At 58.1% G+C, this 13,617-nt stretch carries 13 protein-coding genes; 2 read left to right on the top strand and 11 right to left on the bottom strand.

What is annotated here, in order from left to right; all coding sequences use genetic code 11:
• Nucleotides 1–39 precede the first annotated feature (39 nt).
• The 10 genes from HHI26_RS18245 to HHI26_RS18290 all read right to left on the bottom strand — a co-directional run bounded on the left by HHI26_RS18245 (nt 40) and on the right by HHI26_RS18290 (nt 9,489).
• Nucleotides 40–642 (bottom strand): dienelactone hydrolase family protein, encoded by a 603-nt coding sequence (locus tag HHI26_RS18245; RefSeq protein WP_133844468.1) that lies wholly within the window; start codon nt 640–642, stop codon nt 40–42.
• Between the two features lie 20 nt (nt 643–662).
• Nucleotides 663–1,604: a glutathione S-transferase family protein gene (locus tag HHI26_RS18250; protein ID WP_171149474.1), complete on the bottom strand. Its 942-nt coding sequence runs from the start codon at nt 1,602–1,604 to the stop codon at nt 663–665.
• A gap of 10 nt (nt 1,605–1,614) precedes the next feature.
• Nucleotides 1,615–2,031, bottom strand: coding sequence for a DoxX family protein (locus HHI26_RS18255; protein ID WP_133844464.1), 417 nt, complete (start codon nt 2,029–2,031; stop codon nt 1,615–1,617).
• Nucleotides 2,032–2,146: 115 nt separating this feature from the next.
• Nucleotides 2,147–3,049 carry a LysR family transcriptional regulator gene (locus HHI26_RS18260; protein WP_133844462.1) on the bottom strand — a complete coding sequence of 301 codons (903 nt, stop codon included), beginning with the start codon at nt 3,047–3,049 and terminating at the stop codon, nt 2,147–2,149.
• Between the two features lie 95 nt (nt 3,050–3,144).
• On the bottom strand, nt 3,145–4,227 hold the full coding sequence (gene ugpC / locus HHI26_RS18265; protein WP_133844460.1) for a sn-glycerol-3-phosphate ABC transporter ATP-binding protein UgpC: 1,083 nt from the start codon (nt 4,225–4,227) through the stop codon (nt 3,145–3,147).
• A 150-nt stretch (nt 4,228–4,377) separates the two neighbouring features.
• Complete coding sequence (locus tag HHI26_RS18270) at nt 4,378–5,217, bottom strand: carbohydrate ABC transporter permease (RefSeq protein ID WP_133844458.1); 840 nt, start codon at nt 5,215–5,217, stop codon at nt 4,378–4,380.
• A complete protein-coding gene (locus HHI26_RS18275; protein ID WP_133844456.1) occupies nt 5,207–6,115 on the bottom strand; it encodes a sugar ABC transporter permease in 909 nt (302 codons plus the stop codon). Before HHI26_RS18275 ends, HHI26_RS18270 begins: the two co-directional genes overlap by 11 nt.
• Nucleotides 6,116–6,124: 9 nt before the next feature.
• A complete protein-coding gene (locus HHI26_RS18280) occupies nt 6,125–7,360 on the bottom strand; it encodes an extracellular solute-binding protein (RefSeq protein WP_133844454.1) in 1,236 nt (411 codons plus the stop codon).
• Between the two features lie 171 nt (nt 7,361–7,531).
• The gene (locus tag HHI26_RS18285) at nt 7,532–8,470 is read right to left on the bottom strand and encodes an ROK family protein (RefSeq protein WP_171149475.1); all 939 of its coding nucleotides are present in this window, start codon (nt 8,468–8,470) and stop codon (nt 7,532–7,534) included.
• Complete coding sequence (locus tag HHI26_RS18290; protein ID WP_133844450.1) at nt 8,467–9,489, bottom strand: SIS domain-containing protein; 1,023 nt, start codon at nt 9,487–9,489, stop codon at nt 8,467–8,469. The genes HHI26_RS18285 and HHI26_RS18290 overlap by 4 nt, the downstream gene beginning before the upstream one ends.
• A gap of 187 nt (nt 9,490–9,676) precedes the next feature.
• Here HHI26_RS18290 and HHI26_RS18295 point away from each other — a divergent pair, with 187 nt between their 5' ends.
• Nucleotides 9,677–10,447: a DeoR/GlpR family DNA-binding transcription regulator gene (locus HHI26_RS18295; RefSeq protein WP_133844448.1), complete on the top strand. Its 771-nt coding sequence runs from the start codon at nt 9,677–9,679 to the stop codon at nt 10,445–10,447.
• A gap of 175 nt (nt 10,448–10,622) precedes the next feature.
• Nucleotides 10,623–12,455 carry an ABC transporter ATP-binding protein gene (locus tag HHI26_RS18300; RefSeq protein ID WP_133844446.1) on the top strand — a complete coding sequence of 611 codons (1,833 nt, stop codon included), beginning with the start codon at nt 10,623–10,625 and terminating at the stop codon, nt 12,453–12,455.
• A 19-nt stretch (nt 12,456–12,474) separates the two neighbouring features.
• Here HHI26_RS18300 and HHI26_RS18305 read toward each other — a convergent pair whose 3' ends face one another.
• On the bottom strand, nt 12,475–13,605 hold the full coding sequence (locus HHI26_RS18305; protein ID WP_159337723.1) for a GNAT family N-acetyltransferase: 1,131 nt from the start codon (nt 13,603–13,605) through the stop codon (nt 12,475–12,477).
• Nucleotides 13,606–13,617 lie beyond the last annotated feature (12 nt).

A 13,617-nucleotide genomic window follows, 5' to 3' on the forward strand; every position in this document is an offset into this window, starting at 1 on the left:
TACGGGGATCACGGCAGGGCGAGGCATATCTCGCCCGTTTCACCCCAGACGTGCAGCAATAAACGCCACTGCCTTTTGTGCGCCCTGAGCCGAAATGGTGTGCCCGATGCCCGGCTCAAACTGGCTGCTGACCTGCACACCCAGAGCGCGCAGACGCTGCTCTGCCGATTCGCTTTCCTGTACCGGGATCACCCCATCGGCCATGCCGTGCACCAGCAGTACCGGCGTATTCAGCGCCGGAGTGAACGGCTGTGGTGATGACAGTCGACCTGAGAATGCCACCATCCCGGCTACCGGCCAGCGGCCTGACACCAGCGTATCGAGCGCCATAATCGAGCCCTGCGAGAAGCCGACCAGCACCACCTTATCCAGATGCTCGCTCATCTGATGCCGATCGAGGATCGCCTGGAGAGTCTGGTCAAAGGCGGCACGCGCTTCTGCCACACGTGCAGGGCGGTTTTCCGGCGTAATACCCGCCAGGCTAAACCACTGCCAGCCTGCACCCTGTTCAAAGTGGTACGGTGCATTGGGGCTGGCAAAGCTTACGCCTGGCAGGGAGGGCGCCCAGTGGTCTCCCAGGCCTGCCAGATCATCGCCGCTGCTGCCAACGCCGTGCAGTAAAATAACTAATCCTTTCGACATTGTTCGCCTCGTAAATCAGATTAAAAACCGTAGCCGCTCATGTCTGGCCCGGCGGGCACAATCCCTTTAGGGTTCAGTGCCTTAATAGAGTAATAACCCTGCTTAATATGGTCGATGCTGACCGTTTCACGCACGCCGGGGATCGCCAGCAGACGTTGCAGGTAAGCATTCAGCGCCGGGAAGTCCCGTAACTGGCGCAGGTTGCACTTAAACAGACCGTGATAGGCAACGTCAAAGCGAATCAGCGTCACGAACAGGCGAATATCGGCTTCGGTCAGAACAGCATCAAACAGATAAGGACCACTGTTGCTCAGACGCGTTTCCAGCTCAGCCAGCATGCCGAACACATCATTAAAGGCTTCACGGTAGCTGATGGCGGTGGTGGCAAACCCGGCGCGATAAACACCGTTGTTCAGTCGGGGATAGATCTCCGCGTTCAGCGCGTCAATCTCTGCACGCAGGGATTCAGGGTACAGATCGACAGACTGTGTTGCCAGCGCACCAAAGCCACTGTTGAACATGCGTACGATATCCGCCGATTCATTACTGACGATGGTGCCGGTTTTTTTGTCCCACAACACCGGCACCGTTGCCCGCCCGGTGAAACTGTCGTCGGCGCGGGTATACAGCTGATGCAGATATTCCGCGTGGTTCAGGGTATCGCGGTCGGCACCCGGGAAGTCGCCAAAGTGCCAGCCTTCATCGGTCAGCTGTGGCTCAACGACGGAGACGCTGATGACCTCCTCCAGCCCTTTCAGCTTACGGGCGATTAATGTGCGTGACGCCCACGGGCAGATCAGCGCCACATACAAATGGTAGCGATCTGGCTCTGCGAGGAAGCCACTGCTGCCATCCGCCGTCACCCAATGACGGAAGCTTGAGGTCTGCCGGACAAAGCCGCCTTTTTCATCGGTGGCCTGTACCGGGTGCCACTCTGCCGTCCATTTACCGTTTACCAGCATCAGTCGTTCCTCAGTTCAGGCGTGAAGCAGGCAGGGAGGCTTTCAGCGCGTATTTTCCGTCACCGATCAACGCCAGTACCAGCAGGCTGATTGTCCAGAATACCGGGTATTCCCAGCCGCCGTTCGGGTTGGTGAACCAGAAACCCGCCGCACCGTGCACTGTAGCAATCGCACCCAGCAGTACCGGGATCAGCAGCAGCGCGGCAATGCGTGGGCGGTAGCCAACAATCAGTGCCACAGCGCCCAGCACTTCCCAGGCGATGGTGACGTAAGCCAGCCCACCGGGCAGGCCCAGTGACTCAAAGAATTTCGCGGTGCCAGCCGGGGTGAAAACAAAAAACTTCAGGCCAGCGTGCGCCAGGAACAGGATGCCAAGCGAAAGACGCAGGATCAGCGCGGCCCAGGGGGCGGTACGGGTATCAGTCATGATGAGATGCCTTATAACGTGTGAGTGTCAGGGTTGATAAAACACACTCTACACTCATTCCTCCGCACTGATTATCCTGCCATTCGCGCAATGATTACTTCCATATTGGAAGTAATCACCAGCCCTGATCCCACTCTGGCTTCCCGGCATAATGGCTGACAAGGAAGTCGATCAGCGCCCGTACCTTATGGGCCAGATGGCGTGCCGGGGGATAAACGGCGTACAGGCCGAGCGGAGGAATTTCACTCTCAATCAGCAGAGGCCGGATGGTTCCAGTTCGTAAGGCGGCACCGGCAATAAAGGTCGGCAGTCGGGCAATACCCAAGCCGCTCAGCGCCGCGGTCAGGCAGGCCTCGGCATTGGAAAAACGCAGACGGCCACTGACGGGCACAGTTTCGCCTTCATTGCCGAACGGCCAGTTATAAGGATCGCGGAAGTTGGTGTCGATAATGCAGTTATGATCGGCTAATTGCTGAGTATGCGTTGGCATACCGTGCCGCCGCAAATAGTCATCGCTGGCGGCGATCACCACGCGCATATCGCTGAGGCGGCGGGCAATCAGGCTGCTGTCGCTCAGTTTTCCGATGCGGATGGCAACGTCAAATCCCTCATCGACGATGTTCACGATACGGTCTGAGAAGCTGACATCCAGTTCAATTTCCGGAAACTCGCGGGCAAAGGCGATCAGCGCCGGGGCCAGTTGGCTGGCACCAAACGTGATGGGCGCGCTGAGTTTGATGCGTCCTGAGGGTTTCCCTGCAGCGTGGCGCACCGAGGCATCCAGCGCATCCCATTCATCCAGCAGATGTTTGACCTGAGAAAAATAGGCCTGCCCGACTTCGGTGGGGGACAGCGCACGCGTGCTGCGTTTCAGCAGTTGCACGCCCAGCTCTTTTTCCAGTTTTGATACCAGTTTAGAGGCCTGGCCACTGCTGGTACCCAGCCGGGCCGCCGCTGCGGCAAAGCTGCCCAGCTCGAGCACCGCCACAAACATTCGATCGCAATCCAGACGTTCCACGGTTTTCCCTTGTGTGCAGAAAAACGGGCCGGACCTGCCCGGCCCCTACGTGATCCCATCGTAGGTGCAAGGTATGCCTCGCCCTGATGACACCATTAAACCAGCCGCGCACCGCTTTGTGCATCAAACAGATGGATTTTTTCGGGATTGATATCCAGAGCAAGGGATTGCTGCGGTTCCAGCGTCACGCGCCCGGCGAGCTGAATATGCAGGGGAAAACCCTGCCATTCGGCGTGCAGCAGGCTGGATTCGCCCGTGACTTCCAGCACCTTCAATAATGCCGAGGGATGGGTGGAGTGGCGTGCCTGGACAAAATCATGGGCGCGAATCCCGACGATCACCGGCTGGCTGCCCTGACGCCGGGCGCTGTCGTGCCAGCGAGCAGGCAGAGGAAACCACAGTCCGTTACAGTTGACGCCGGGAATGCCATCCTGCGTCTTTACTTCACCCGCCAGCAGATTCATCGGCGGCGATCCAATAAAGCGTGCGACAAAGGTATTCACCGGATGGTCGTAAATCTCCAGCGGCTTGCCCTGCTGCACAATCACCCCATCGCGCATCACCACAATGCGGTCCGCCAGCGTCATGGCCTCCACCTGATCATGGGTGACGTAGACCATAGTGGTTTTAAAGCGCTGGTGCAGCGATTTAATCTCCGCACGCAGCTCCATACGCAGCTGGGCATCAAGGTTTGATAGCGGCTCATCAAACAGGAAGACCTGCGGATTACGTATCATCGCCCGGCCCATCGCCACGCGCTGACGCTGGCCGCCAGAGAGGGCACGCGGGTAGCGATTCAGCAGTTTATCAATACCGAGGATGCTGGCGATCCGTGTAATGCGGCTCTGTTGTTCGTCCCGTTTGACCCGTTTAACCTGCATATGGAACGCCAGGTTTTCAGCCACCGTCAGATGCGGATACAGGGCGTAGCTCTGAAACACCATGGCGATATCGCGATCCGCGGGATCAAGATCATTTATTCGCAGATCGTCCAGCAGGATCGCCCCGTCAGAGATCGTATCCAGCCCGGCCAGCAGACGCAGCAGGGTGGATTTTCCACAGCCGGAAGGACCGACCAGCACGGTAAAACTGCCGTCCTCGATCGTCAGATCGAGCGGGTGCAACACCGTTTGCGTACCGTAACGTTTCGTGACTTTGACCAGTTCAACCCGTGCCATACTGTTTTCCCGTGGTGACGGGCGAGGCATGCCTCGCCCCTACAATTAACAGGCTGCGTGTTCCCGCATGGAGCATGCCTCACCCCTGCAATTAACAGGCTGCATGTTCCCGTAGGGGTCGGGCATGCCCGACCCGATTTGCCGACATAATTACCCCTTGCTGCCGCCACTGGCCAGCCCGCCGACCAGGCTTTTTTGCAACCACAGGGCGATCAGCAACGGCGGTAATGAGGCGAGGATGCCCACGGCGGCGATCAAGCCGTCATCGGTGGCGCGTCCGGCAGTAAATCCGGCGATGGTCACTGGCAGCGTTTGTGCGTCGAGATTACTGGTAAACAACAGCGCATAGAAAAATTCATCCCACGCCAGCAGCCAGCCGAACAGCGCCGAGGCGCCCAGCACCGGTTTTGCCAGCGGCAGGGTAATACGCATCAGAACCTGCCAGAAGCGCAGGCCATCCAGGCGGGCTGCCTGCTCAATATCGCGTGGCAGGGCATCAAACTGGTTTTTCAGCATCCATGTCAGGAACGGCAGGATCAGCGAACAGTAGACCAGCACCAGACCAAGATGGGTGTTCAGCAGGCCGAGCTGTTGCAGCACAAAATAGAGCGGCAGTACAAAGGCCACGGGTGGCACCATGTAGATCGCCAGCGCCGCGAACAGCCACAGATCGCGCCCGACATAGCGCGAGAAGCTGAACGCAGCGGGAACCGCCAGCAGCAGGGAAATCAGTGTGGCAAACCCCGCGACCAGCAGGCTGTTGCCCAGCGCATGCAGAAACAGTTCGCCGGGCTGACCGGGGGTGAGCGACAGCAGCGCGCGGTAACGGCTGAAGTCCCACTGGCGCGGCAGCCACTCCAGCGGAATACGCGTCAGGTCGCTGTTGGCGCTGACGCTCATCAGAAACAGCCACAGCATTGGCCCGAGAATCGACGCTGCCAGCAGCAGCGCGGCGGCATACAGTAAAACGCGGCGCAGTTTACGTTTCATCAGCAAGACTCCTGCGGCGCTGGCGGTAGAGCATCGCCATATACAGCGCAATCAGTACGCTACACATCAGCGTCATCAGAATGGCGTAAGCCGCACCGCTACCGGCCCGCAGATAGCTGAAGGATTCCTGATAGACATAGAAACTGAGGGTTTTGGTGCTGTCGACCGGGCCGCCGCGCGTCATCACATAGATAATGTCGAACACTTTGAAGGCGTCGATGGTGCGTAGCACCAACGCCACACTCAGTGCACCGACAATGGCCGGAAAGGTGATGGCGCGAAAACGTCGCCACGCCGGCGCACCGTCCAGACGTGCAGCTTCATACAGATCTTCAGGAATCGACTGCATGGCGGCCAGCACCAGCAGTGTCACCAGCGGATAGTTTTTCCATACGTCAGCCAGCATCACCGCATTGAGGGCTGAGTCCGGGGAACCGAGCCAGCTGCGGTAGCCGTCGATAATGCCTGCCTGAGTCAGCAGCGCATTGATGCTGCCGTAATCCGGGTTGAAATTCAGTCGCCACATCATGGCGTTAACAATGGTGGGCAGCGCCCAGGGCAGGATCACCAGCACGCGCAGCACGTTGCGCCCGATAAATTTTTGGTTCAGCAGCAGCGCGACGAGTACGCCGATCACTCCCTCAAGCGCCACTGATATCATCGTGAAATAGAGCGTACGGCCAATCGCCGCACGAAAATCCGGGTCGGTCAGGGCGTAGAGGTAGTTATCCAGTCCGATGTAGCCGGTCTGTGCACCGCTGCCAATCAGCTCGGCATCGGTAAAACTGAGCCAGATAGTGCGCAGCAGTGGCCAGGCGGTTAACAGGGCCATCACAATCAGCATGGGTGCCAGAAGCACCCATGCCTGACGCTGCTCACGACGTTGCAGACTGAGCATGGCGTTCCCTTAACGCAGTCGGGCTGCGCTTTTCGTCACCGCTTCCATTGCGGATTGCGGCGTTTGCTGGCCCTGAAGGACCTGCTGCAGTTGCTGTTGCAGACTGTTCGACAGACGTGAGTAGTCGGCGGTAATCGGGCGCATCAGCATCACATCGAGGGATTTTTTCGCGGCTGCGATTAACGGCTCCTGGCCTTTCTGCACGGCGGGATCGTCGTAGGAGTCTTTCCAGACAGGCAGGCTGAGTTTGGCGTATTTATTCTGCACCGGCTGGGAGGTCAGGTAACGGATATACTGCCAGGCCTGATCCTGGTGGGCGCTGGTCTGGGTCACGCCCAATCCCATCGAACCGTTCATTGCTGCGACTTTGCCCGGTTGTTCAGAGGGGGCCGGAACAATTCCCACATCACCGGCGACCTTGCTCTGCTTCGGATCGTTGGCCATGTTGTACATATAGGTCCAGTTCAGGGCAAAGGCCGCATCGCCATTGGAAAACACCTTACGCACGTCCTCTTCCAGATACTCGCGTGAGTTCGGGTTTGTGACGCCTTTATCCAGCGATTCTTTCATAAAGGTGACGGCTTTCACCGATCCGGCATCACTGAAGTTCAGCTTACCGTTCTGGTAGAACTGGCCGCCAAAGGCTGACACCAGGGTGGTGTAGTCGCACACCAGCGCTTCAGCCTGGGACCAACTCCACACCAGCGGATATTTAACGATGCCTTTATCCTGCAAAATTTTGGACTGATCCATCACCTGCTGCCAGGTGGTCGGTGGGTTCGCAATACCTGCTTTAGCGAGCATGGCTTTGTTGTAGAAGAGGTATTTTGTATCGAGGATCCACGGCATGCCCCACAGTTTTTTGTCCCAGCTGACCGTACTCCAGGCGCCGTCGAACACCTTCGCTTTCTCATCGGCGCTGACCTGGCGGGTGATATCTTTTAGCAGGCCAAATTTGGCAAATTCTGCGGGCCACATATCGTCAAACAGCACCACATCGTAGCCATCGCTACCTGCGCCGCGTGCCGCGATAATTTTATCGTGCAGGGCTTCATAGGGCACAAATTCAAGATTAACGGTGACACCCGGATTGGCTTTTTCAAAATCGCTGGTCATGGCACGCACGTCGCTTTCGCTGTAGGCGGCCTGAGACATAAACAGGGCGTTGAGTTGGGTTTTTGCAGAGGCAGCGCCGGAGGCGCTCAGAGCAAGCAGGGTCATCAGGCAAGCGGTGGATCTCTTCATTACTTACTCTCCATTTAACCTAAAAAGGAAGCGGTCAGAACACGTTCTTATTCGCCTGGATCAATAGAATGGCTGAGCCGCACAACTTAACCGGCCCAGACATTTATTATTGTCGTAAATATTTCAAAGGTAGAACTTTATTATCAAGAACTGCTTTATAGGTCGTGCTTATTATGGTTGACGGGTTCCCCTGAGTGTTGGCAGTATCGCCGCCCCGAGCGCGCCCGCCGCGTCGCCCAGAGAAGATGGAATAATATGCTTGTTAACCGCATAGCCGCTGGCCCGCGCCAGCGCTTTCTCCATTCCTCCCTGAAACAGCGGAAACAGTGCTGCTGCGCTGCCGCTGAGAACCGTCACATCCGGTCCATACAGCGCCAGCAGGGTATTTAGCCCCCGGCCAACGATCTGGCCGTACTGATAAAGAATGCCGCTGATGCGCGGATTTTCCGCGGCCAGATGGCTTAATCTCTGACTGAACGTGGCATCCCAGCGCAGGTCGGGAATCGCGGCGGTCAGCGCCTGCTGTAGCCAGCCGCGTGAGGCCAGCATTTCCCAGCAACCCTGCAATCCGCAGTAACACACTACCGGGTCATCGGAAACCGGGATGTGGCCCGCTTCCGGATGGCTGCCATCAATGTTGCGAAACGGGGTGCCGCCTTCCAGCATCGCTACGCCAATTCCCGTACCGAGTGTGACCATCAGCATGCGGCCGCTGCCCTGGCCTGCCCCTAAGTGAAACTCACCGAGGGCGGCGGCAACGGCATCGTTGTCGATTGCCACGGGGACACCCAGCAGTTCCCGCAACTGTGACACCAGTGGGAAGCCGGAGAAGCAGGCCAGCGTGTCCTCGTTTTCAATGATCTCATTGTTCATGTTCACCGGGCCGCTGGCACCGATGCCGAGGCTGGCTAAACGCTGCCCGGCGGGCACTAACTGACGCACTTTCTCTGCCAGTGCGCTGGCACGTTGCCAGGCGGGCAGCGTGGCGAACCACGCGGTCGGTACGGTTTCTGACGCGATTTCGCGCTGCCCGGCCAGCAAAATAATGCGTGTGCCGGTACCCCCGATATCCATGCCTGCCTGTAGAGAGAGTGCGTCAGAGGTTGTCATGTTTTCACCGTTATCTTTTGGCCGTAGAGAAATTCCCCTGGTATCCGCCCATTGCCACGCGCCAGCGTGACAGTCAGATGCTGGACCCACAGCATTGCACACAGTAAACGCGGCAGCGGTTCGGTGGGTGTGGGCAGATGCACGCTGTCGGCGTACTTCTCCGGCCCTACGCTGACCACCAGCGTCCCGTTCTGGCGCAAATCGGCTGCCAGGGTGTTCAGGGTGTTGTCGCTGCCATCACCAAACAGGAGGGCCAGCATCCCCGCGCCGGAGGTTTCCATCGGACCGTGGCGGAACTGGCCACCAATAAAACCTTCTGCGGCCACTTTGGACGCTTCTTTGGTAATCAGTGCTCCGGTTAACGCCGTAGCGGCATCGGCCCCGATACCAATCATCGCGACGCGGGGCAGGTTATGGGCCAGCAGCGCATCGCTGAGCGTTTGTGCTTCGGCGCGCTGGCGAATAATTTGCGCGATATCGGGCAGAATAGCATGCACGGTCGCCAGCAAAGGTTTCTCATTCCGCCCGGTCAGGGCGTACAACACCCGGTAACTGGCGACTAACGTGTTGAGGTAGCTTTTCGCACTGACGGTGGCTTCTGACCCGCTGTGCAGCAATACCTGAACCTGTGCCTTTTTTGCCAGTTCGCTGGCGGTATCATTGGTGATGCCAATCAGCGTTTTTGGCGGGGTGATGCTGTTCAGCAACGCCACCACTTCGCCACTCATTCCTGACTGCGATGTCAGCCACAGCAGACTGTTGGCGGTGACCAGGTTTGGCATATCGAGCAATCTGCCCGCATCAATACGCCATACCGGGTAACCGCGCTCGATCAGTTCACGTTCGATCGGGATCAGGGCGTAATCAGAGGATCCCATTCCGGCCAGCACAATACGATCGTAGTGATTGAGATCCAGTGCGCTGAGTGCCTGCGGTAGCTGGTAAGCTAACTGGTCACGCAGGGCCTCGACCTGCTGCTCAATATCTTTTTCGTAGTCGCTGAGAATCGTTGCTGACATCGATAGTGCCCTCCCGAAAGTTGTTACCGATGAGTTAAATGTAGCTGCACGAATTCGTGCAGTCAATGTGCATTATTCGCGCAATAGCACAAATATTTGCCTGTTTTTTGTCTGCTATACTGACATCAGGGCAATGTTCGTACAGTATGTGCATGAAAGTGTGCAGGTATCGCAACAGGAAGGACACATGAGCGCATCAAAAAGACGATTGCAAATAATTGAGATGATCAGGGAAAAGGGCTATCTGAACGCCGTAGAGCTGTCCGAAGTGTTCGGTGTTGATAGTTCGACTATCCGCCGCGACCTGTCGTTGCTGGAAAAAAACGGGATGGTGATGCGCACGCATGGGGGATTGCTGCCGGTATCCGGCGTGACGGAGAGCAGTCTGGATACGCCTTACAGCGTACGCCGTCAGATGAACAATCCGGCGAAAGCGGCGATTGCACGTTATGCGGCAAGCCTGGTGCAGGACGGTCAGTCGTTGATCCTGGATAACGGCTCCAGCGTCTATGAACTGGCGCTGGCGTTGCGCGATAAGCGTAATCTGACTGTGGTGACCAATGACGTCCTGACCGCCGTGGCACTGAGTGCCTGCCCGGGGATCACCATTCACGTCACCGGGGGCATGATGCTGAATGCTGTCTATACCCTGATTGGCCAGGAGACGGTGGATAAGATTAACAGTCTGCACGTCGACTGGGCGTTTCTTGGGGCGGAAGGGGTGCACTTTGACAGCGGTATCACCAATATCAACACCGTCGAAATCCCGGTGAAGAAGGCGATGATCGCGGCGGCAGAGAAAACCGTGGTGCTGGTGGACAGCAGTAAAATGGGCTATCGCGCGCTGGCACATGTGTGTCCGTTGGCGGAAATCGCGCTGATTATCACCGAGGAGTCCCCGGCCCTGAAACAGCGAACGAAATATGGGGATCGGCTGCGGGTAGTGACGCTCGCGTAGCGGCGTGGCGAGGCCCGCAGGGATGCGGTCGTTGCTTATTCGGCATGCTCAAACTGGCCTCAGACCCGAAGCCACACTGTCAGCCACTAAAATTTGTGGGAGGCTCTATGAGGTCGACCCTCACCCCGGTTATGCACTAAGCTGAACAATCCTGCCGTACACATGAGCCTGCTTTATGCTTTATCGCCGTTTTGAAAGGATGATCAACATCTTCAGGGATGCCCCGGCCGACACGCCACCCAACAACCTCTGGGCATTCTATCTGTTCTATCTGCGTCAGGTGTGGCCGTGCTTCGCGCTGTTACTGGTGATTGGACTGGTAGCCTCACTGATCGAAGTAGCGCTGTTCCGCTATCTCAGCCGTATCATCGACCTGGTGAATAGCAGCCCCGCCGCCACCTTCTTTAGCGACCACGGCAGCGAACTGCTGTGGATGGTGGTGGTGGCGCTGATCTTCAGGCCACTGTTTATTGGCCTGCACGACCTGCTGGTGCACCAGACCATCAACCCCGGCATGACCAGCATGATCCGCTGGCAGCATCATAACTACGTGCTGCGTCAGAGCCTGAACTTCTTCCAGAATGATTTCGCCGGACGTATCGCCCAGCGCATTATGCAGACGGGCAACGCGCTGCGCGACTCTGCGGTGCAGGCGGTCGATGCCCTGTGGCACGTGCTGATTTACGCCGTCACCACGCTGGTGCTCTTTGCCGAAGCAGACTGGCGGCTGACCATCCCGCTGTTGATCTGGATTGTCGGTTACGTGTTGTGCCTGCGCTACTTTGTGCCGCGCGTCAAAGCCCGTTCGGTGGCGTCGAGCGATTCCCGTTCCCGTCTGATGGGCTGCATTGTTGACGGTTACACCAATATCACCACCCTGAAGCTGTTTGCCCACAGCGATCTGGAGCGTCAGTACGCCCGCGAGGCGATTGGCGACCAGACGGTAAAAACCCGCAGCCAGGGACGTATGGTCACCGGCATGGATGTGGTGATCACTACGCTGAATGGTCTGCTGATTATCAGCACTACCGGGCTGGCGCTGTGGCTGTGGACGCAGTCACTGTTAAGCGTTGGGGCGATTGCGCTAGCTACCGGGCTGGTAATCCGCATCGTCAACATGTCCGGCTGGATTATGTGGGTGGTGAACGGCATCTTTGAAAATATCGGGATGGTGCAGGATGGCCTGCAAACCATTGCCCAGCCCGTCAAAGTCAGTGATAAAAACCAGGCTCCGGCGCTGCGGGTGCAGCAGGGCGAAATCCAGTTTGAGGCTATCCGCTTTAACTACGGCGGCGAACGCACGGTGATTAATGACCTGCAGCTGACCATCCGGCCCGGTGAAAAAATCGGCCTGATTGGCCCCTCCGGCGCGGGAAAATCCACGCTGGTGAATCTGCTGCTGCGGTTGTATGACCTGAACGGTGGCCGCATCCTGATAGATGGTCAGAACATTGCCGATGTCACTCAGGAGAGCCTGCGTGCACAGATTGGGATGATCACCCAGGATACCTCCCTGCTGCACCGTTCGATTCGCGAGAACCTGCTGTACGGTCGGCCGGATGCCAGCGAAGAGGCGTTAACGCGCGCTATTCATCAGGCGAGAGCCGATGAATTTATTCCCCTGCTGTCCGATCCGCAGGGCCGCACCGGGCTGGATGCCCAGGTGGGTGAACGCGGCGTGAAGTTGTCCGGTGGGCAGCGCCAGCGTATTGCGATTGCCCGCGTACTGCTGAAGGATGCGCCGATTCTGATTATGGACGAAGCCACTTCCGCGCTGGATTCCGAAGTGGAAGCGGCGATTCAGGAGAGCCTGGAGACGTTGATGGGAGAGAAAACCGTGATTGCGATTGCCCACCGGCTATCGACCATCGCCCGTATGGATAGGCTGGTGGTGCTGGAGCAGGGCCGGATTGCCGAAATTGGCAGCCACAGCGAACTGCTGGCAAAAGGCGGCCTGTATGCGCGCCTGTGGCGCCACCAGACCGGCGGATTTGTCGGCGAAGGATGATGGTCATGCCCGACGGGTATCACTGCCCGTCGGGCTGCCGCCACGGTAGCGAGGCTTTGGCTTCCTCTGCCCAGTTGCGCACGCCTTCACGCTCCTGATGCAGGAAATCGGCGACCGCATCGTGCAGCCCGGCGTGGCGCAGCAGGTGCCAGGATTCTGTCAGCACCGGTTCGAAACCACGAATCAGCTTATGTTCACCCTGAGCACCGGCATCAAAACGCTGCAGCCCGTGCTCAATGGCGTACTCCATCCCCTGATAGAAGCAGGTTTCAAAATGCAGGCGGTTGAACTCTTCCAGGCAACCCCAGTAGCGGCCGTAGAAGGTGTTGCCATCCACCAGACTGAACGCCATGGCCACCGGCTCTCCGTGCTGGCTGGCGATCACCACGCGAATCGCTTCCGGCATGCGCTCGGCCAACAGGCTGAAAAACAGGCGCGGCAGGTAAGGCTGACGGCCGCGCACGCGGTAGGTATTGGCGTAACAGGCGTAAACAAAATCCCACTGCGCCTCCGTCACCTCTGCGCCCTGATACCAGACAAACTCCACGCCCTGGCTGGCAACCAGCTCGCGCTCTTTGCGCAGCTGTTTGCGCTTGCGCGAGGTGAGGAGGTCGAGAAAATCCTGGAAATCGCGAAAACCCCGGTTGTGCCAGTGATACTGGCAGCCGAGGCGCGGCAGCCAGCGCGGATCCTGCTCCAGCCCCTGGTGAATACGCTCATCGCTGAAATTAATATGGCCGCTGAAGAGCTGCCGTTCGGCCAGAAACGCAGGTAAGGCCTGTAACAGCTGCGCGGCCTGGCGATCGCTCCCAAGCAGTCGTGCGCCGCTGACCGGACTGAATGGCACCGCCGACAGCCACTTCGGATAATAAGGAATCCCTGCCCGCTCGCTGGCCTCTGCCCAGGCGTGATCGAAAACGTATTCTCCCATCGAATGATTTTTCGCGTAGCCAGGCATGGCCGCACGCGGCGTTCCCTCTTCCATCCACAGCAAATGCTGCGGCAGCCAGCCCGAAGCGCGGCTGACCGCACCGCTCTCTTCCAGAGTGGAGAGAAAAGCATGACGTAAAAAAGGCTGAGAGTTGGGGGCCAGGGCATCCCACTGACTGGCCGGAATATCGGCCAGTTGCGTCAGGACAGTCAGGGACATCGGCGTGCTCCG

Source organism: Erwinia sp. JH02, from assembly GCF_013074405.1.
Taxonomy (GTDB): domain Bacteria; phylum Pseudomonadota; class Gammaproteobacteria; order Enterobacterales; family Enterobacteriaceae; genus Erwinia; species Erwinia rhapontici.

What these genes read in the sequence shown, in the direction of transcription:
- HHI26_RS18295 (WP_133844448.1), top strand. Translation starts at nt 9,677, where the DNA reads ATGAGCGCATCAAAAAGACGATTGCAAATAATTGAGATGATCAGGGAA.
- HHI26_RS18285 (WP_171149475.1), bottom strand. Translation starts at nt 8,470, where the DNA reads ATGACAACCTCTGACGCACTCTCTCTACAGGCAGGCATGGATATCGGG.
- HHI26_RS18245 (WP_133844468.1), bottom strand. Translation starts at nt 642, where the DNA reads ATGTCGAAAGGATTAGTTATTTTACTGCACGGCGTTGGCAGCAGCGGC.
- ugpC (WP_133844460.1), bottom strand. Translation starts at nt 4,227, where the DNA reads ATGGCACGGGTTGAACTGGTCAAAGTCACGAAACGTTACGGTACGCAA.
- HHI26_RS18280 (WP_133844454.1), bottom strand. Translation starts at nt 7,360, where the DNA reads ATGAAGAGATCCACCGCTTGCCTGATGACCCTGCTTGCTCTGAGCGCC.
- HHI26_RS18305 (WP_159337723.1), bottom strand. Translation starts at nt 13,605, where the DNA reads ATGTCCCTGACTGTCCTGACGCAACTGGCCGATATTCCGGCCAGTCAG.
- HHI26_RS18255 (WP_133844464.1), bottom strand. Translation starts at nt 2,031, where the DNA reads ATGACTGATACCCGTACCGCCCCCTGGGCCGCGCTGATCCTGCGTCTT.
- HHI26_RS18270 (WP_133844458.1), bottom strand. Translation starts at nt 5,217, where the DNA reads ATGAAACGTAAACTGCGCCGCGTTTTACTGTATGCCGCCGCGCTGCTG.
- HHI26_RS18300 (WP_133844446.1), top strand. Translation starts at nt 10,623, where the DNA reads ATGCTTTATCGCCGTTTTGAAAGGATGATCAACATCTTCAGGGATGCC.
- HHI26_RS18250 (WP_171149474.1), bottom strand. Translation starts at nt 1,604, where the DNA reads ATGCTGGTAAACGGTAAATGGACGGCAGAGTGGCACCCGGTACAGGCC.
- HHI26_RS18275 (WP_133844456.1), bottom strand. Translation starts at nt 6,115, where the DNA reads ATGCTCAGTCTGCAACGTCGTGAGCAGCGTCAGGCATGGGTGCTTCTG.
- HHI26_RS18290 (WP_133844450.1), bottom strand. Translation starts at nt 9,489, where the DNA reads ATGTCAGCAACGATTCTCAGCGACTACGAAAAAGATATTGAGCAGCAG.